16 protein-coding genes and 1 tRNA gene are annotated in these 19,715 nt (G+C 33.3%); 11 read left to right on the top strand and 6 right to left on the bottom strand.

The window, feature by feature from the left end; all coding sequences use genetic code 11:
* Positions 1–16: 16 nt before the first annotated feature.
* From HUE87_RS03625 to HUE87_RS03590, 8 genes are all read left to right on the top strand, one after another.
* Positions 17–559: an LPP20 family lipoprotein gene (locus HUE87_RS03625; protein WP_194367379.1), complete on the top strand. Its 543-nt coding sequence runs from the start codon at positions 17–19 to the stop codon at positions 557–559.
* A complete protein-coding gene (locus tag HUE87_RS03620) occupies positions 508–918 on the top strand; it encodes a hypothetical protein (protein WP_194367378.1) in 411 nt (136 codons plus the stop codon). The genes HUE87_RS03625 and HUE87_RS03620 overlap by 52 nt, the downstream gene beginning before the upstream one ends.
* Before the next feature lie 33 nt (positions 919–951).
* On the top strand, positions 952–2,244 hold the full coding sequence (locus tag HUE87_RS03615; RefSeq protein ID WP_194367377.1) for a sigma-54-dependent transcriptional regulator: 1,293 nt from the start codon (positions 952–954) through the stop codon (positions 2,242–2,244).
* A gap of 9 nt (positions 2,245–2,253) precedes the next feature.
* On the top strand, positions 2,254–3,285 hold the full coding sequence (locus HUE87_RS03610; RefSeq protein ID WP_194367376.1) for an aspartate-semialdehyde dehydrogenase: 1,032 nt from the start codon (positions 2,254–2,256) through the stop codon (positions 3,283–3,285).
* A gap of 2 nt (positions 3,286–3,287) precedes the next feature.
* Positions 3,288–3,806: a YqhA family protein gene (locus HUE87_RS03605; RefSeq protein ID WP_194367375.1), complete on the top strand. Its 519-nt coding sequence runs from the start codon at positions 3,288–3,290 to the stop codon at positions 3,804–3,806.
* Between the two features lie 21 nt (positions 3,807–3,827).
* Positions 3,828–4,868: a uroporphyrinogen decarboxylase gene (gene hemE / locus HUE87_RS03600; RefSeq protein WP_194367374.1), complete on the top strand. Its 1,041-nt coding sequence runs from the start codon at positions 3,828–3,830 to the stop codon at positions 4,866–4,868.
* On the top strand, positions 4,868–5,800 hold the full coding sequence (locus HUE87_RS03595; protein ID WP_194367373.1) for a radical SAM protein: 933 nt from the start codon (positions 4,868–4,870) through the stop codon (positions 5,798–5,800). Before hemE ends, HUE87_RS03595 begins: the two co-directional genes overlap by 1 nt.
* A gap of 58 nt (positions 5,801–5,858) precedes the next feature.
* A tRNA-Asn gene (locus HUE87_RS03590) sits at positions 5,859–5,933 on the top strand.
* A gap of 265 nt (positions 5,934–6,198) precedes the next feature.
* Here the strand turns inward: HUE87_RS03590 and HUE87_RS03585 are convergent.
* The 6 genes from HUE87_RS03585 to HUE87_RS03560 all read right to left on the bottom strand — a co-directional run bounded on the left by HUE87_RS03585 (position 6,199) and on the right by HUE87_RS03560 (position 13,519).
* Positions 6,199–7,311, bottom strand: a complete 1,113-nt coding sequence (locus HUE87_RS03585; protein WP_194367372.1) for a tyrosine-type recombinase/integrase — start codon at positions 7,309–7,311, stop codon at positions 6,199–6,201.
* Between the two features lie 94 nt (positions 7,312–7,405).
* Positions 7,406–7,654: a hypothetical protein gene (locus HUE87_RS03580; protein WP_194367371.1), complete on the bottom strand. Its 249-nt coding sequence runs from the start codon at positions 7,652–7,654 to the stop codon at positions 7,406–7,408.
* Between the two features lie 353 nt (positions 7,655–8,007).
* Positions 8,008–8,856 carry a hypothetical protein gene (locus HUE87_RS03575; protein WP_194367370.1) on the bottom strand — a complete coding sequence of 283 codons (849 nt, stop codon included), beginning with the start codon at positions 8,854–8,856 and terminating at the stop codon, positions 8,008–8,010.
* Positions 8,857–9,414: 558 nt separating this feature from the next.
* The gene (locus HUE87_RS03570) at positions 9,415–11,526 is read right to left on the bottom strand and encodes a hypothetical protein (RefSeq protein ID WP_194367369.1); all 2,112 of its coding nucleotides are present in this window, start codon (positions 11,524–11,526) and stop codon (positions 9,415–9,417) included.
* Positions 11,527–11,711: 185 nt separating this feature from the next.
* Positions 11,712–12,305, bottom strand: coding sequence for a recombinase family protein (locus HUE87_RS03565; RefSeq protein WP_268246183.1), 594 nt, complete (start codon positions 12,303–12,305; stop codon positions 11,712–11,714).
* A 57-nt stretch (positions 12,306–12,362) separates the two neighbouring features.
* Positions 12,363–13,519, bottom strand: a protein-coding gene (locus HUE87_RS03560; protein ID WP_430732976.1) for an IS3 family transposase whose coding sequence is annotated in 2 segments (ribosomal slippage) — positions 12,363–13,276 and positions 13,276–13,519 — 1,158 coding nt in all. Because the reading frame shifts where the segments join, the coding sequence is not laid out codon by codon here.
* Between the two features lie 297 nt (positions 13,520–13,816).
* On the opposite strand from HUE87_RS03560, the gene HUE87_RS03555 reads away from it, so the two are divergent.
* The 3 genes from HUE87_RS03555 to HUE87_RS03545 are packed head-to-tail and all read left to right on the top strand — an operon-like array spanning position 13,817 to position 19,682.
* On the top strand, positions 13,817–15,271 hold the full coding sequence (locus tag HUE87_RS03555; RefSeq protein WP_194367368.1) for a class I SAM-dependent DNA methyltransferase: 1,455 nt from the start codon (positions 13,817–13,819) through the stop codon (positions 15,269–15,271).
* Positions 15,268–16,374, top strand: coding sequence for a restriction endonuclease subunit S (locus tag HUE87_RS03550; protein ID WP_194367367.1), 1,107 nt, complete (start codon positions 15,268–15,270; stop codon positions 16,372–16,374). The genes HUE87_RS03555 and HUE87_RS03550 overlap by 4 nt, the downstream gene beginning before the upstream one ends.
* Before the next feature lie 2 nt (positions 16,375–16,376).
* Entirely contained in the window at positions 16,377–19,682 is a 3,306-nt protein-coding gene (locus tag HUE87_RS03545; RefSeq protein WP_194367366.1) for a DEAD/DEAH box helicase family protein, read from the top strand.
* The last annotated feature ends 33 nt before the right edge of the window (positions 19,683–19,715 follow it).

Below are 19,715 nucleotides of genomic sequence, written 5' to 3'. Positions count from 1 at the left end.
TGCTAAGGGACAAACCATGAAATTTTCTATATTACTTGCACTACTGTTAAGTGTTTCTTCACTATTTGGAGCTGATAAAATTCAATCAGTTGACACTTCAGTTATGGAGCAAACAAATGCAGAGCTGGCTAAAGCAAAAAAAGAAACAGCGCGTGCAAAAGCTGACCTTGCTAAAGTAAACCTTGAGAGAGAGCAAGAAGCTTTATATGCGGCTGAGGCTGAGGAAAGAGAAGCTGTTTTAAATAAAAACCAAACTATTCACATAAGCGTTACCGGTCAAGGTGTTGCTCCAATGAATACAGTTTCTCCTGCTCAAGCATATGCTTTAGCAAAAAGAGCAGCTATTGCAGATGCTTATAGAGCTATAGCTGAAAAAGTAAAAGGTGTTCGTATTGATGGTCAAGACTTAATCAAAAATATGATGGTTAAAAGATCAGTTATTCGTACTTCTGTTAATGCAATGATTAGAAATGCCAATGTTGTTGAGACAACTTTTAAAGAGGGACTATGCGAAGTAGAGATGGAAATCGTAATCTCGCACTCAGACTTTGCTCAATAATATTTTTTAATTCACTTGCACTAAATGCAGGTGAATACCTTATATCTTACCGATATGTCGTAAAAGACACTCTCCTATACAATGAAACACTAAATATATCCCAAGCTATGACAAAATGCGATGGAAAACCATATAAATATCTTATTTTAGAAAACACTAATAATGAAAATTTAAAAAAACTAGTCTCTAAAAACTCAGAACTTTTTCTGGAGTACATACATAAACTTGGCCTACATGTAGAACATCAAGAGGAGACTATAAACCTACAAAACAGATCAACAACAATACTCACGCTTAAAACAACTTGCTTCAAAGTCGATTTTAATGATAATTTTGCTAAAATTTCACCATTAAAATAAGGGTTTAAATCACCCAAAAACATAGGATTATTATTGAAAATTGCAATCGTTGAAGATGATATTAATATGAGAAAATCTCTTGAAATCGCTATGGGCGACTATAAAGAGTTTGAAATTAAAACATTCAAAAATGCAAAAGATGCCTTAAAAAACCTTAATGAGAGTTTTGATTTAGTAATAACCGATATAAATATGCCAGGGATGGATGGGATAGAGTTTATTAAAACTTTAAATGGGAAATTTGAAGTTATTATGATGACAGGAAATGCAACTCTTCAAAGGGCAATAGAGTCTATTCATCTTGGAGTAAAAGATTTTTTACTTAAGCCATTTGATGTAGATACTTTAATCACTGCTATCAGGAGGGAAGACAAAGTTCAAAAAGCCAAAAAAAAGCTCCCTATTTCTAATAGTAAAAACACTTCAAACGGTTTTTTAGGAACATCAAAAGCACTAAAGTCTGTTTTAAACATTGCCGATAAAGCGTGTAAAACTGATGCAAGTATTTTACTTTTAGGTCAAAGTGGTGTGGGCAAGGAAGTATTTGCCTCTTACATCCATGAAAATTCTCCAAGAGCAAAAAAACCTTTTGTTGCAATAAATATGGCTGCCATACCTGAAAACCTTATTGAGAGTGAACTTTTTGGATTTGAAAAAGGTGCTTTTACCGATGCTAGTGAAGCAAAAGCAGGACTATTTGAGATTGCTCAAGGCGGAACACTATTTTTAGATGAGATTGGTGAAATGCCTTATTCTGTCCAAGCTAAACTACTTCGTGCCCTTCAAGAAAAAGAGGTAAGAAGACTCGGCTCATCTAAGAGTATTAAAATAGATATAAGAGTGATTTCAGCAACAAATGCAAACTTAAACAATAAGATTAAAGATGGGAAATTTAGAGAAGATTTATACTACCGTTTAAATACAATTCCTCTAAACATTCCACCATTAAAAAATAGAGTGGAAGAGATTTTAGAGATTGCTTACAAAGTGCTAGAGCAAAACTGTCAAAAGTACGATTTCAATCTTAAAAGTTTTTCAAATGAGGCTGAGAAACAACTTTTATCTTATAACTGGCCAGGAAACATAAGAGAGCTTATTTCTGTTGTTGAGAGAGCCGTTATCTTGAGTGATACAGATGAGATTACCCCTGAAGAGCTTTTTTTGGAGCCTCGTGGGCTAACAAATAGTAAAGACATTTCAAGTATGGAGAAAGAGCTAATTCAAGAAGTACTTAGTTCAGAGGATGGTGATATAGAAAAAGCATCCGAAATCCTTGGAATGAGCATAACGATTTTAGTAAAAAAAATAAAAACTTATGAATTATAGGAGAAAAGTATGAAAAAATATAATGTAGCAGTAGTTGGAGCCAATGGAGCAGTTGGTGAAGAGATATTAACAATCTTACAAGAGATTGATTTCCCTTTAAACAAACTGGTTCCACTTGCAAGTGCTAGAAGTATAGGCAAAGCTGTAGAGTTTAATGGAAGAGAGATTGCTATACAAGAACTTACCGAAACAATATTTGAAGAAGAAGAGATTGAAATTGCACTTTTTAGTGCTGGTGGAAATATAAGTGAAAAGTTTGCTCCATATGCAGTTAAAGCTGGAGCTGTAGTTATAGACAATACATCTCACTTTAGAATGGATAAAAACATTCCACTTGTTGTTCCTGAAGTAAACCCTGAGGATATTGCCAAATGGGAAGATAGCGGAATCATAGCAAACCCAAACTGTTCAACTATTCAGATGGTTCAAGTACTTAAACCTCTTGATGAAGCTTATGACTTAGTAAGAGTTGATGTTAGCACGTATCAAGCAACTTCAGGAGCTGGTAAAGAGGCTATGGGAGAGTTAGTTACACAAATGCAAGACTTTTTTGCTTTTAAATTAAGTGACTCTGAGCATAAAGTTTTTAACCAACAAATTGCTCTAAATGTAATCCCTCAGATTGATGTTTTCATGGAAAATGGATACACAAAAGAAGAGATGAAGATGGTTAATGAAACTACTAAAATCATGCATAAAGAGATTCCTCTTAGTGCTACATGTGTTCGTGTTCCAACTCTACGTGGTCATGCAGAAGCACTTACTCTTACTTTTAGCTCTGATGTTCAAGCAGATAAAGTTAGAGAGATTTTAAGCATGACTCCAAACATCGTTATTTTGGACAAACCAGAAGAAGCGCTCTACCCTATGCCTTCAACTTGTGTGGATATGAATGAAACTTTTGTTGGCCGCATAAGAAATGATAACTTCTCTAAAAAAATGATTCACCTTTTTGTTGTTGCTGACAATCTTAGAGTTGGAGCAGCTACAAATGCTGTAAGAATTGCTCAAAAATGGGCAGAGATGCAAGAGGAGAAATAGTTATGATAGAAAAATTATTTGAAAGTAGCTTATGGAGCTCCAGATTTATAATTATTCTTGCTGTAATTTTTGGACTTATGGGGGCTGTTATTCTGTTTATTGTTGCAAGTTTTGATATCTATGACACTGCGAAGTTTGTTGTAACCAGCTACTTGAACCACGCTCATCCAGAGAACTTTCATGAGGATGTTGTCGGAGGAATTATCGGCGCAGTTGACTTATACCTAATCGGTGTTGTTATGCTTCTTTTTTCTTTTGGTCTTTATGAGCTGTTTATTTCTGACATAGACGCGGCGAGAGATGAAGCAGGAGGAGAAAACAAAATATTATCAATACACTCCCTTGATCAGCTAAAAGATAAAATTTCAAAAGTTATTGTAATGGTACTTGTTGTTGGTTTTTTTCAAAAGGTAGGTCATACTCACTATGATGGTGCCTTAGATATGTTATACTTCGCGCTATCAATCACTGCCGTTGCAGTTGGACTTTTCTTCTTGGGAAAAGTCGGAAAAAGTCATTAAATTATAAGTAAAAGGAAAGAAATGAGTAAAATATTTGTAGACGCATGCTTTGGGAAAGAGACTCCATACACACCGGTTTGGATGATGAGACAAGCGGGTCGTTACCTTCCGGAATATATGAAAGTTCGTGCTGAGGCAGGAAACTTTTTAAACCTTTGTCATGACCCTAAAAGAGCAGCAGAGGTTACTATTCAGCCGCTTGATATTGTTGGTGTTGATGCAGCTATTTTATTTAGTGATATCCTTGTTATACCTGATGAGATGGGCATGGATTTGGAGTTTATCAAAGGTGAAGGTCCAAAGTTTAACGACCCTCTTTCAACTCAAGAAGACTTAGACAGACTTCTAGGCGGTGAAGAGGCAGCTTCTAAACTTACTTACGTGTATGAAACTATTGAACTGCTAAGAGAGCAACTCGATGCCAGAGGTGATGAAAAAGCACTTATCGGTTTTACGGGTGCTCCTTGGACACTTGCTACTTACATGATAGAGGGGCAAGGTACAAAAACTTACAACATTTGTAAAAAAATGATGTACTCAAACCCTGAACTTTTACACAAAATACTTAGAAAAGTTACTGAAGTTGTTAAACTATATATGGAAAAACAAATTCAAGCCGGTATTGATGTTGTACAAATCTTTGACTCATGGGCAGCTGCTATTGAGCCGGGTAAGTATGATGAGTTTTCTTGGAGTTACATGGTAGAGATTGCTGAGTACTTAAAAGAGAAATACCCACATATTCCAGTAATCATGTTCCCTAAAGGTATCCCTGCATTTTTAGATAAAGTATATGGAAATTTTGATGTATTTGGAGTAGATTGGTCAACTCCAATGTCACTTGCTAAAGAGAAACTTGGTGATAAATATGTTCTTCAAGGAAATATGGAGCCATGTCGCCTTTACTCTAAAGAAGCTACAACTCATTGTGTAGAAGTTATTCAAGAAACTATGGGCACTAAACGTCATATATTCAACCTTGGTCATGGAATCCTTCCTGATGTACCAGTTGAAAATGCTATACACTTTGTAAAAGAGTGTCAAAGAGTTAGTAAAAAATAGTGAAAACAATTTTCGGTCCTATAAACTCAAGAAGATTTGGTTCTTCTTTGGGTATAGACCTCTCCCCTGCCCTTAAACAGTGTAATTTTGACTGCCTTTACTGTGAACTCTCTCCCAGTGCAACAGTTGATATACAATCAAATACAGTAGATATCCCAACAATTATAAATGAGCTTAAAGAGCATTTAGATGACAAAATAGATGTTATAACACTAACAGCAAATGGTGAACCTACCCTCTACCCGCAACTGAGTGAACTTATAGATGAGATAGACAAAATCAAAAATAAAACAGAGACTCTTATACTTACAAACAGCGCTACTCTTGTGGATGAAAAAGTATTTAACTCACTTTTAAAACTTGATCAAGTAAAACTCTCACTTGATGCAATAAGCGAAGATGTATTTAAAAAAATAGATAGACCACATGTGAGTATACATGTAGAAAATATTGTAGAAAAAGTAATAAAGTTCAGTAAAGCTTACAAAGGCAAACTTTTCATAGAGATACTTTTTGTATATGGACTAAATGACACCAAAAGTGAAATAAAAAAGCTAAACGAGGTTTTGTTGCAACTTGATGTTGATAGAATAGACCTTGGGACCATAGATAGACCTCCTGCATACCCAGTAAGCGGTATCAGCTATAAAGAGTTGCATGAGGCATCGTTAGAGTTTGACAGCACTTTACCTATTCATATAGCTTCAAGAGTTCATGCCGAACCAAATAACTCCAGCTATACAAAAGAAGAGATACTAAACACACTGGACAAAAGACCATTAACCATGGAAGATGTAAATTTATTGTTTGATGAAGATAGCAAAAACAGACTATATGTACTAATTAATGAGTCAAAAATAATAAAAAAAATAGTTGGAAATTTAGAGTTTTTAATTCTACATGTAAACGAAAAAAGAAAACTCAAAAAGTAGCTTAAAAAGACTTGACTTTTTAAGCACCATAAAGTATAATTTCGACCTCTTAGAACATTCCGGATTAGCTCAGCGGTAGAGTAGGTGACTGTTAATCACTTGGTCACTGGTTCGAATCCAGTATCCGGAGCCACTTTTTTCAAACCCTCCAAACTAAACACGATTATCCTTATTATAAATTGATTAAATGACTTTTTAACGTACTTCAGATTAATTAAACAATACTCTTTTACCGGCTATTTGGCGTTCAAGTTAAACTTTTATTTTTACTTACGATAGTGTAAATATATAATATCGTTTTCTTTAATCCGTTATCCTATTGAGCCTATATGCCGCGATAATCACGGATGAGGCAACTTACTGTAACAGAAGCGTATTTGCTTAAGACACTTGGATTATCACTCGCTAGATTTTTCTGAAGAAAAAATAGCGTTAACAAAGTCCTCTCCGGTGTTTGGATTTAAATGAGAGTAACGCATGGTGATATCAATCGAGTTGTGTCCCACTAAACGGGATACAGATGCAATCGGTGCACCTGATATGATTAGTAATGATATGAAGGTGTGACGGAGTGAATGCACGACAAGCCGGTTAGTTGTATCCTTCACATCAAGACCTTTATTAAAGAGTTCGTCAAGTACTTTTTTCAAGCGTCTTTGAATTTTACGTTGAGAATACAGTTCAGCTTTTTCGCCTATTAAAAAATCGTTGGCACCTAAGTGAGAAAAAATTTCCATACCTTTAAAGAGTTGATTAGAGATATAGCCATGATGCTGTTTATTTGACTTAAAATCTTCTAGTACTACATTTCTACCTTGAAGGTGCTTCTTTTGGATATTCATTACCGTATTTAAACGTCCACCTGTAGAGAGTGATAGCCGTACAAATAGGTTTACTTCCTTATCATCTGCAACAGCTAATAATAGTTGTTTAACTTCTTCTTCGTTCAGATATCTGTTGCGATGATTTGTTTTTAAATTAGATGCTAAACCTACTGCCACGTTAGTACTATTAAACCTTATAGAATCGCTTGTAATAGCGTGATTGATAATTGTTGAGGCTAAGGTAATGATATGTCTCACGCTTGCTTTAGAATGTGTTTTAAGCATCTTCTCTTTGATAGAAAGAAGATCATTCTTTGTAATAGCCGTAATACTCTTAGTACCAATGACTTTTTGAAGATGCAAGCGATATCTATTTTTAGGATTATAAAGGTCTTTTTTACCTGCTTCTTCAAGAGCCTTAAAATATGACTCTGCAACTATGTCAAAGAGTAACTTCTGTTTTTGTTTACGATGAGAGACTGGATCTTCACCTAACCTAGCAATGTTGATATACTCTATTCGTTTATTGTTAGCATATACCTCAGTAATACCATGTGATTTATTGCCAATTTTAGTACGCACCCATTTTCCAGATGCATCGTTATAGCCAACATAATAGCTCTTATCACCATTTTGCAATTCATTAATATAAACTGCGGTGTAACGCTTGGACTTAACCATAGCCATTAGAACCTCCTTTTTCGATGTGTTCTAATTCTATTTCGGTTAGCTTGTAGAAGAACTGATACTGTAATATGTTTTGCTTTCGTTGTACCATCCGCTACACCATCTTCGTGGTATCGGAAAGGTAGTGGGCTATGTCATTGATATTAAAAATAACTTTACTATTAGAAGCAGTCCCAAGCTTCTTATAGTTTGGTACACCGTATCCCCTTGCTAAACTTTTATCTATATAGGATATTGAAACACCTAAAACTTGAGCTAGTTCCTGTTTTGTTAATGCTACTTTATTATAAAATTGAAATAATTTTTTACACAAAGTATTTATTGATTCATCGTTATCTGGCATAGTAGCCTCCTGTTAAGTTCGTAATAGTGAACTGAATTTTGTAAATAGTAAAACTATGTACTTAATATGTGATTTCTATCCTATTTATTTTTTATCCATAAGGATAATAAATTTAAGCTACGGAATAAGGGATAAGTATTTTCTAGAAGTTGCATATGTATCTCAAGTAAGATACTATTCTTATTAATTATTTAAATTATACATACTAGTAATTATTTTATTTTTACTATGTTATATACAAATACTACAAAGTATAATCTAATCTGATTTTGCTGTTTCAGCTGTCTTTCAAATTAATAATATACTTTCTGCAAGACAGCTGAAACAGCAATCTCAGAAAGTAAATAAACAATCTATAGGCTCGAAAAATAATATTTAAAGATTTTGTAATCTTCTAAGCTATTGTATTTGTCTATAAGGCCTTTACCTAATAAAATATCAAACGACTCTGAACTCCCCACAACTAAAGTCTTGACGCCCTCTATCTCTTCGAATACACAATCCAATGGGATATCTTCACATGGTGGAAAGTCTGGTGGCTGTATACCATCTTCCCATGTGCCACCAGAAAATGTTTTATAAAACACTGGATCAATAGGATAAGGCATGCGTTTTAAATTATTTAATGCTACCTGCATCGCACATCTAGTTAATACATAAATTCTAATGATGCCTCCCGCATTGATAATGTAAGAACCATCTGCTAATAATTCATTTACTTCGGGAATATTAATAATGACATCATCTAGATCAAACAGTTGTTCACCGGTAATATCTTCATAAAACATATTGTTATCAACATTTACATTTACTCCAAGGTCATCAAGTCTTTTTTTTAAAAGCACACGTTTGTTAACCAGACTGTATTCCGTATATGCTTTTTGGTATTGTTCACATTCTTCTTGAAACATAAAGTCAGATTCAGATTTTTTTGACATACTATAATCACTAAAATTATTAGAAAAGTCCACATACAGTAAAAACTTATAATCCTTTAAATTTGATAGCACAGGATATTCTCCTGATTTATATGCTTGAGCACCTTCTTCTTCAAGTGCAACTTTAACCTGTTGCATATTTTCCTTAGTGACAGGTTTTTGCTCAATTAATTGACAAATCTTCTTAACCCCAAGTCTTTGATCTAACTTTGGTTGTTTAGATATATACCTCACAACATCACCAATACTATTTCTATTGTTCATTTTTTCTCCTTACGAGTTATTTTATTGTTAACCAGAATATTCTCAAGATACTATTTTAAGTGATAATTGAGCATGATTAACTATTGAGTAATTTCTATATTATTTATTAATTATCTTTAAGGATAACTACTTGACAATCAGAATGAGCAATACATTGTGTTGATTTATTTAATGATATGAGTATATTTGACATATAAAAATAAATTTTACATACTAATAGAATAGTCCAATCACTTCATCATCTATACCGGTAATAGATGACAAAACAACATTCTTATTTTATGTAGTTTGTATATTTAATTCCCATAAGCTTATTTAATCCATTGATTTCTATCCTAACTCTTTACAAAGAGTCACTTAACAAATAGTTATGATAAAAGAAGCAATCTTGCAAGGATTAAGATCAAGTGGACTAACAAAAACTTCTATAAGACACTTGAAATATGCGTAAACTTTAGCGGGTTCACTCATTGAAGAATATATGATAGAGGGCCCAACCCTCTTGTGGCAAGTTTGATGGAAAGCACGGTTAATCTCGATGGAATAATAAACTTTCTACTACAGCTCTAAACTTTTTGCTAAGAATGTTGTTAATGTTGTTTCATTTAATTTCATAAGCTCCTGAGTGTTAGAATCTTCAATGACATTTTCTATAAATTTCTTTTTTGTTTTAAAATTTTCTGTTGTTGTATCTAGTACCTGCTCCAAAATAGCTTTATCCTTAATTTCTAGTAGTTTGTACTTTGATGTAAAATTTATAACATGTTTAGCAATATCCTGTATATCGTCATCCAATGTAAAATAATGCTTTTTCTTGTCATCATACTTCTCTAAAGTGCGTTTATGCTTTGTATCCCACCTATTAACTTCAAAACTAAAGACAAGCTGTTCTTTTGTTTTAAAATTAAAAAAGTGATCCTTAGCATATTTAATGTCAACCTTCTTCACTAAGAAATCCATATCCTTTTTAATGTCACTTGGAAGCATATTGTTTTTAGCTATGTATAATTTTTTTGTATTCTCGTCCATCTTAGGAATACTCTTCTTTGCAATATCCAAAAGGTCAATAAAATACATTTTTATATCTTTTCTTAAGATTCCTATTTTTTCTTCTAACTCTAGTTCCAATATAGGAAGAGAGCTATTTATATCTTTTTCAAATTCTGAAAAAAACTCACTCCACCCTTTTTTAGGAAAGTCTATAAATATTTTCAATAAATATTCAATATGACTAATTCCAATTGTACTCATTTGACCTTCCATATTATTTCCCACTATTCTAATAGGTTTCTTTAGATCTTTTTTCTTATCTTCAAATCTTGTAATAATTTTTAGAATTTCATTCTCATACTTTTCTATCTCTTTTTCATAACTAAGACACTCAACATGCTCTACCTTATATATTTCAATATCTTCTTTGGTTAATGCCCTTTCTTTATTCTCAGTTAACACTTTCTTACTTCTATATAATTGTTGTAACATTGAATTTTCACTAGTATGTGAAATTTTAAAATAGTCAGATTTACTATCAATATCAAGCTTAAACACAAGGTGATTTTTTTCTGTAATTTTTATTGGCTTATCAATTTTGCACGTACAATCTATATTTAATTTTACATAATACCTATCATAAGACCCTTTTTGAACAATAACTTCATTACAAGCTTTAAACCTTCGAACCATTACTTTATGAAGTTCTAGAATAATTTCCTTTGATGTTAATTTTTCAAAACCACTTATAATTTCTTGTGGATATTTAATATCTGCCTTATAATAGTTTATTTTTGATGTATAAATATCTTTAGATTTACTATAATTCCAATAAGTGTACACTCCTTTTTTCTTTCCATTTATTAACTTATCTTTATCTGTATTAAATTTTATCAACTTTATATTGTCGTAGTTTATAGGTATATTTTGGGGTACTATATAATCAACCTTTTCATATCCCTCATCATAATTATGCTTCTTTACAATATTAATTCTTGGGTACTCTTGCAACTTGTTATCTGTTGTATTGAACTTACTAGATAATCTAAGTAATGTTTTTGTATCAAACGCAAGACTGTCTGCATCATTATAAACAACCTGTCCATAACCAAAAACATTAGTATATTTAATTATTCTTGGACTTTCTGATTCCTCATCAAATGTGACAGAAAACCCTATCGTCTTTATTTTAGTGTTAGGTTTTAAATTCTGATCACCTATAAATTTCAGACATTTCTTTAATATATTAGTTCTTTCAAATATCAATGATTCACTTGAATAAATTTCATCATAAGCATATGCTATATTCAATTTTTCCCCTACTAAACCTTTTGGAAAATTAAAATTAGTTAGTTGTGCTATATTTTCGAACGAAAAGGTATAATCATATTTATTACTAATTTTCAAACTAAAGAACAAACTACCTTTGTCTTTCAAGTCTGCAATGTAATCATCATTCTGATACACTGACGATATTTTTATCACATCATTTTTATTTAGCTTATATCGATAGAACTTCACTTTTGTATTTGTCTTATCTTTATCTTCTACCATATTCTGTTTCTCTATAAAGTTAAAAAGCTTCTCCTGAAACTCATTCTGTTCAGTATGTACAGTGAATTTAAATTTATTGAGAGTCAACGGTGGTTTTACAATAGGTGGACTTTTAACATTATTCATGTGTATAACTCTTATTATTGAAATAATTTCAGCTATTGTATCTAAATGTATAATTTTGCATACTAGTAAATTTCATTAAAAGCTCAAGTTTAAAATATATCTTTTTAAAAAAATTATCCAAAAAGATACTTTTTTACATGTATAGAAATAAGGCTGTTCCTTCCATCAAGCGGTAGGTGTGAAACTTATGTCCCTTTTATTTTTCTACTCTTAATATATTTACGTAAAGAAGGTTGCGTTCCTATACCAATATGATTAACAATCTTTTGAACGCCAAGGCCTAGTGCATACAGCTCTTCAATCTTATCTCTATGAGTATCGTACTGGCTTTTTACAAGTTGGCCTTTCTGCCGCCCTATCAATTTACCACTGGCTCTAGCTACTGCAATACCTGCTTTAGTCCGCTCCGAAATAATTTCTCGTTCCGTCTCCGCGAAGTATCCATATATAGAATACAGAAGCTTCGATAATGCATTGTCTGCTGTAGATAGTTCCGGCTGATTGACAAATACAACTTTTATATTGGCTTCGTTAAACCGCTCAATCAAATTTAAAATCTCAAGCATATTTCTGCCCAAACGAGAAAGCTCTGTAACTATAAGCGTGTCCCCCTCTTCAAGTTGTTCAAACAACTCTTCAATTAATCTTACCTTTTGCTCTTTTCTACTGCTGACTTCAATCTCAATAAACTTTTCAACTTTTATATCATTGTTATATGCATACTCTAGGATTTTATGCTTTTGATTGTCGAGAGTTTGTTTATCGGTGGAGACTCTGATATATGCGAGGTATGGAATGTCCCCTATAAACTAGACAATTACTAAACTAGTAAAAACCTAACTTTTTAAAGACTTTTGATTATACCTTTTTTCAAACTCATTCGGTGAAATATAATCTAAATAACTATGTCTTCTTTTTGAGTTGTAGAACATTTCTATATATTCAAATATTTTAGAAGCTGCAATTTCTCTCGTTAAAAATATCTGTTTTCTAACAAGCTCCTTTTTTAGAGTCTTAAAAAAGCTCTCGGCAACTGCATTGTCATAACAGTTTCCTCTTCGACTCATACTCAGAGTAATATTATGTGAAGTTGCAAACTTTTTATAGTCGTAAGAAGCATATTGACTCCCTTGATCTGAGTGAAGTATGACCTTGTCATCCTTACTTAGTCTTGTTGTGGCCATTTTTAATGCTTCAACAATTAACGGTGTAGTTTGGCGATGGCCAGTTGCCCAGCCAATAATTTTTCTACTATATAAATCAATAACAGTGGCTAAAAATATCCATCCTTCTTTAGTTCTAATGTAAGTTATATCACTCACCCATGTGTCATTTGGCTTCCCTGAAATGAAACACTGATGAAGATGGTTTGGATAAGCTTTGTGAGCTGGACCAGCCTTACTATATGGCTTACGTTTATAAGTGCCTACCCCATACAGTTTAGCTTCACTCATGAGTCTAGCTACTCGCTTTTTATTTACATGAATACCTAACTCTTTGAGGTCTTTATGAATATTCCTGTGACCATAAACACCATTTGATGCTTTGAATGCATCTTTAATCTGTATTAGCAATTCTTTATTTTCAAGTTCTCTATCTGAGATCGGCTGATTTAGCCACTGATAATATCCGCTACGGTGTACTTGCATAACTTTGCAAAGTCTATGAACTGAATAAACTTCACTATATACTTTTATAAAAGCATATTTTAGTTTGTGTGGCTTGCAAAGTACACCGCGGCCTTTTTTAGTATGTCCCTCTCTTCTGTAACTCTTTTGAGCTCTTTTTGGAGTTTCTTTATCTCTATTTGAGATTCATCTAATATTTGATGCTTTTGTATTGCTTGGGGAGATTCTAATCTTTTTATCCAGTTTCTTAGTGAGTCAGGATGAACTCCTAGTCTATCAGCAGTATCTGTAATGCTATACCCATTTTTTGTAACTTGCTTCACCGCTTCTATTCTGAACTCTTCACTATAAACTACTCTTGCCATTTTTTAATCCTATTAAATCTCATAATACATTCGTATTATTTTATCTAAATTACTGAATTAAATATTGTCTAGTTTATAGGGGACATTCCAGTATTTACTCATTTTTTCTTCCTTAAGACATTTGATACCTATATTGTCATCAAATGCACCTACCGTGTGGCTTCAAGCACGACCAACAATCGGTATTTTAAGGAGGCTTATTGCTGTTCGTCTAAAGTTATTAATATTAATGCTTTCTTAATAGGTTAAAAGATAAGATATCTAAAAATAATATAAATAATTACAATTAGGTATTAAATGATAACCAACGAATTAAAAAGTCAAGTTGATAAAATCTGGGAAACATTTTGGACAGGAGGGATTTCAAACCCTCTAACAGTTGTTGAACAGTTTACCTTTCTGATCTTTATTAAAAGTCTCGATACCGCACAAACTAAAATTGATAAAAAGAAGAGACTAGATTCAACTCTGAAAGATATTTTCCCAGAAGATAAAAAGCATTTACGTTGGGAAAACATCTCTAATCTTCCAGCTGAAAAGATGTTTACACTTTTCCAAAATGAAATGTTTCCATTTATTAAAAATCTTTCTGGTGAACAATCGTCCTTTGCCAGTTATATGAAAGATGCAAGTTTTCTCATTCCTACAGCTAAGCTTTTGCAAAAAGTTGTGGATATGGTCAGTACACTTAATCTAGAGGATAAAGATATTAAAGGTGACCTTTATGAGTATCTCTTGAGTAAACTTTCTTCTGCTGGTACTAATGGACAGTTTAGAACCCCTCGTCACATTATTAAGATGATGGTTGAGTTAATGTTACATGATACGAATATCACATCAGGTTTTAAAATTTATGATCCAGCTTGTGGAACGGCGGGGTTTTTGATTAACTCTATAGAGTACATAAAAGATCATCGTCCAGAAATCCTCAGTGATTTAAGTGTAAGCGAATTTGAGAATCTTTTTTATGGAAGCGACTTTGATATCTCCATGGCTCGTATTGCTTCGATGAATATGATGCTTCACTCTATTGAATCAGCTCATATTAAAAACCACGATGCTTTTGCCAAGTTTGATAATGCAGAAGCCAATAACTACGATCTCATCTTAGCTAATCCACCATTTAAGGGCTCTCTTGACTATGAAGAGGTAGCCAAACCTATTTTAGATGTAGCCAAGACTAAAAAGACAGAACTTCTCTTTTTATCATTGATACTCAAGTCTTTAAAGGTTGGTGGTCGTTGTGCGGTGATAGTACCTGATGGAGTACTTTTCGGAGCAACTAAAGCCCATAAAGAAATCCGCCAAGAAATTGTATCGAATCAGCAACTTGACGCCATTATCTCTATGCCTAGTGGTGTTTTTAAACCTTATGCAGGAGTGAGTACTGCGATTATCATCTTTACTAAAACGGATGGGCATAAGAATGATAAAGTTTGGTTCTATGATATGCAAAATGACGGCTTTACACTAAATGACAATCGTAATCCTTGTGATGGATCTAACATCCCTGATATTTTGAATCGGTTCAATAATCTTGATTCAGAGAAAGATAGTAAACGTACCGAACAAAGCTTTTTTGTTCCTGTAGAGGAAATTGAGTCAAATGAGTATGACCTCTCCCTTAATCGTTATAAAGAGGTAGTGTATGAAAAAATCGAGTATGCAAGCCCTAAAGAAATCATTAAAGATATTAAGAACATAAATAAAAAAATAGTTGCTGGTTTAGACGAATTAGAGGCTATGCTTTGAGTCTTTTACCGTTTGACGCATTTCTAAAAAATGTTAGCTCCAAACCATATCAAATAACCAAAGCAGGTTATCTCGAAGAGGGTAAATACCCCGTTGTGGATCAAGGTCAGAAATTTATAACTGGGTATTCAAATAATGATGAAAAAGTTTTTAAAAATGATGAATCAGTCATCATTTTCGGAGATCATACTAGACTAATTAAATATGTGGATTTTGATTTCGTTATTGGTGCAGATGGAACGAAAGTATTAATACCGGTAGATGATTCAATTGATACTAAATATGCTTATTATCACCTGTTATCTACAAAGATAGAAAACCTAGGTTATAGCAGACACTATAAATTACTAAAAGAGAAAACTTTTGTAAAACCTTCTATGGAGAAACAACAAGAGATAGTCAAAGCTTTAGATAAGGCAAAAGAGCTTATCGGTTTGCGTCAAGAGGCTTTGGATAAACTTGATGAACTGGCTCAATCGGTTTTTATTGATATGTTTGGTGATCCTATTCTGAATCCTAACAACTTAGTTATTAAGAAATTAGATGATGTATCTCAAAAAATTACTGATGGTGAACATGGCACTGTTGCTAGAACAGAAACGGGGCGAATGTATTTAATGGCTCGAAATATTTCTAAACTTGGTGAGCTTGACTTGACAGAGTTATCATTTATATCTGAGGAGTCACACAATAAAATATTTAAGCGTTGTAATGCAGAATATAATGACTTATTGCTGGTATGTGTAGGTGCTACAATAGGGAAATGTACATTAGTGCCGGATATGAAAGATTTTAGTTTGGCTCGAAGTGTAGCTTTGATTAAACCGATAAAAACTGAGATGAATTCTAAATACTTATTATATTTTTTCAAAACAGAATTTATGCGTAGGCAAATAGAAAAAAGTAGTAATGCATCTGCGCAAGCGGGACTGTATACTGGAGCAATTAAAAAAATGAAGATTATGATACCTTCATTGAATTTACAAAAGAAATTTGCCTCAATCATAGAAAAATTAGAAGTGCAAAAATCTTATTACAAAGTCGAATTAGACAAACTCCAAGAAAATTTCGATGCATTACTAGCGCAAAATTTCGAAGGATAATTATGAGTAACTTCTCTTTTTTACAGCATGAGTTTAGCATCTTACACCCTGAGTCGGTCAAGTCTGAATCAAATATCATGGATGATCCTGAAGTATCTGCTATCTATGCTCGTAAGTCCTTGGAGAACTCTGTAAAGTTCATCTATAAAATCGATGAGGATCTCGATGAGAAATTAATTGTTGATACAGATCTATTTGGTCTGATCAAAGATCGAAGTTTTTTGGAAGTTGTCCCTTCAGAGTATATCGATGAGATGCACTATATTAGAAAGCTAGGTAATGCTGTTGTACATAGTAACAAACCTATCACATCAAAAGATAGCCTTTATGCAAATCAGTGTCTTTATAAATTCCAACGGTGGGTAGTGGAAGTTTACAGTGATTATGATGTACTAGGTGAATATGATGTTCTAAAGTTTACTCGTGAAGAAGTGGAAGATAAAGAGACGGTTATTGAACAGACCGAAGAACAGAAAAAACTTGAAGAGGCCAATGAAAAACTCCTAGCAGAATTAGCAAAACTCAAAGAGCAGTTTGAGGCTAAGCCTAAAGAGGAACAAAAACGTAAAAAAGAACGTGTAGTAAAAGTTAAAGATATTAATGAGAAAGAGACGCGTCTCAGACTTATTGATATGGAATTAGAAGAAGCTGGTTATGATGCTTTTAACTTTAAATATCGTTTGGATGTGGAGTACAAACTTACACTAGAAGATGGTTCTACGGGTTATGCCGATTATGTGATCTGGGCAGAGGATGAGACACCTTTAGCAGTCATAGAAGCAAAGAAGTTCTCGAAAAGTGTGACTGCTGGAAAGCATCAAGCAAAGCTATATACCCAAGCCTTAGAGAAACAGTTTGGTAAGGATGTGCTGACTTTTGTAACCAATGGTCGTGTAATAGAGTACACGAATGGAATCTATCCATTTAGAGAGATCCATAGCTTCTTTCCCAAAGATGAGCTGGTACGTGCTTTACAGAAGAAAGAGGCATTTAAAAAGAACAAGCCATCTGATATCGTCATTGATGATAAGATTACCGATAGAGGGTATCAAAAACGTGTTATTGGTAGCGTGTTAAAAGCTTTTGAAGCCAATCAGATGAGAACATTGCTTGTCATGGCTACAGGTACAGGTAAGACACGTGTAAGTGCGAGTCTTAGTGATGTACTTATTCGAGCAGACTGGGTGAGGAAGGTGCTGTTTTTAGCAGATAGAAAAGAGTTGGTGCGACAGGCGAAGAGTAATTTCTCAACCTATCTCAATGAGACCTGTGTAAATCTCGTACAAGAGAAAGATCTCGATAACCGTATGCATTTTGGTACTTATGAAACAGTGCACAACCTCATTCAAAAGGGAGTCTATAACTCGGCTTATTTTGATCTGATAATAGTGGATGAAGCTCACAGAACAATATATAAGAAATACAAGGCGATTTTTGAGTATTTTGACTCGTTTATCTTAGGGCTGACGGCTACACCTGCCGAAGAAGTACACAAGAATACGTATGAGTTTTTTCAAACAGGTTTTGAAGACCCAACAGATGCATATGATTTGGCGAGAGCAATAGAGGACAATAACTTAGTGGATTTTAATCCTTATGAGATTGATCTGGGTATTGTTAAGCGTGGGATAAAGTATGCTGATCTAAGTGATGATGAGAAAGAGGAATTTGAGGATAAGTTTGATGAAGATGAGGAAGAGATATCTTCTGATGAGATAAACAAACGGGTACTCAATAAGCAGACCAATGAAAAGGTTCTGCAATATCTGCATGAACATGGATATAAGATCGATGAAGGTAATAAGATAGGTAAGACGATTATCTTTGCTAAGAATAAGAAGCATGCTGAGTATATTAAAGAGGTCTTTGATCTACTTTATCCTAGCCGTGCTGATGAAGCAGAAATTATACATAGTGACATATCACATGTTGAAAGCTTAATCGATAATTTTAAAAAGCCTAATCATAACCCTCAAATAGCCATCAGTGTGGATATGCTTGATACGGGTATCGATGTGCCTGAGATACTTAATCTAGTGTTTTTTAAACCAGTGAAATCAAAAATAAAGTTCTGGCAGATGATTGGTCGTGGTACGAGGCTTTGCCCTGATATATTTGGCGAGGGCAGAAACAAAGAGAAATTTAATATCTTCGATTTTTGTGCGAATTTTTCTTACTTTGATATCAACGCCAAGGGCGAATCATCGCAAAAAACGACCTCTTTAAAAGAACGGCTATTTTTAAAACGAGTAACACTACTACGAACTGTTGAAGAGTCTACATTTAAAGATGAACTCTTTAATATTGTTCAGTCTCAAGTGAATGCTTTAGATGCAAGTGCTTACTATCTTAAAAAGCATAGACATTTAATCGAAGAGCTACAAAAATCTGATCTAACTCTAATTACTGATGAAGTACATAATAATTTAAAAGTAATTGCTGAGTATGTAGAAGATGGTACCGACTTTGAAGTGCAGCGATTTCAGATGCTTATATTGAATACACAAGAGGCTATTGTAAAAGATAAAGATAACAGCAAGTTAGTTAAAGAGATAAAAGAACGCTGTAAGATTATCAAGTCAAAAGCGGGCAGTGTTAACGAGGTGAAAAAGAAGGTAGATATTCTTGATAAAGTGATCGGTGATGTCTATAATTTAAAGGGTAGTATCGAGGACTTAGAGACGGTTAGACGCGAATTAGAACACTTGGCTAACCTTTCCCTTGGAAAAGCGACAGAAGCTGTAAAAACAACCTTTTCTGATGAGATAACAGATGTTCGAAATCTATCAAGTGAAGACTATATTGATAAGTCAACGGTAAAAACAGAAGTACAAAAAATTCTTGATGAGTATATCAACAGTCTTTATCTTATTAAAGAGTTGGAAAAGAGTGATCTAATTACCGATAATGATATCAATGAGATTAAGCACCATATTTTTGATATAGATAAACTCATAGAAGATAAAGTTACAAATAATGAAGAGTTTAATCAAATGATTTATGAGATTTTAAATAGCTCTAAAAAAGAGGTGGCAAATAAGATATTTGATAATTTTATTTCAGCAGGGAAATATACTCAAAAGCAGATAGAGCTTATTAATAAAATAAAAAATGTCCTCTTTGGTAAAACACATGCGGATATTCATGACTCTATACAGAATGTTAAAGAGGTGTTGTTTAGTGATATCCATCCGCTGTCAAATGAGTTAGAAGGCTTAAGCGAACAAGAGCAAGAAGATATATTTAGTGTTATTACCTTAATTGATAAAGTAGATAATAATCCAAAGGCTTTAATTGAATCAAAATAAAAAAGCCAATGATAATATTATATGTAGAAAAGT

Source organism: Candidatus Sulfurimonas marisnigri (genome assembly GCF_015265475.1).
GTDB lineage: Bacteria > Campylobacterota > Campylobacteria > Campylobacterales > Sulfurimonadaceae > Sulfurimonas > Sulfurimonas marisnigri.
The sequence above is the reverse complement of the archived record's forward strand: the minus strand, read 5'-3'. Positions and strand labels throughout refer to the sequence as shown.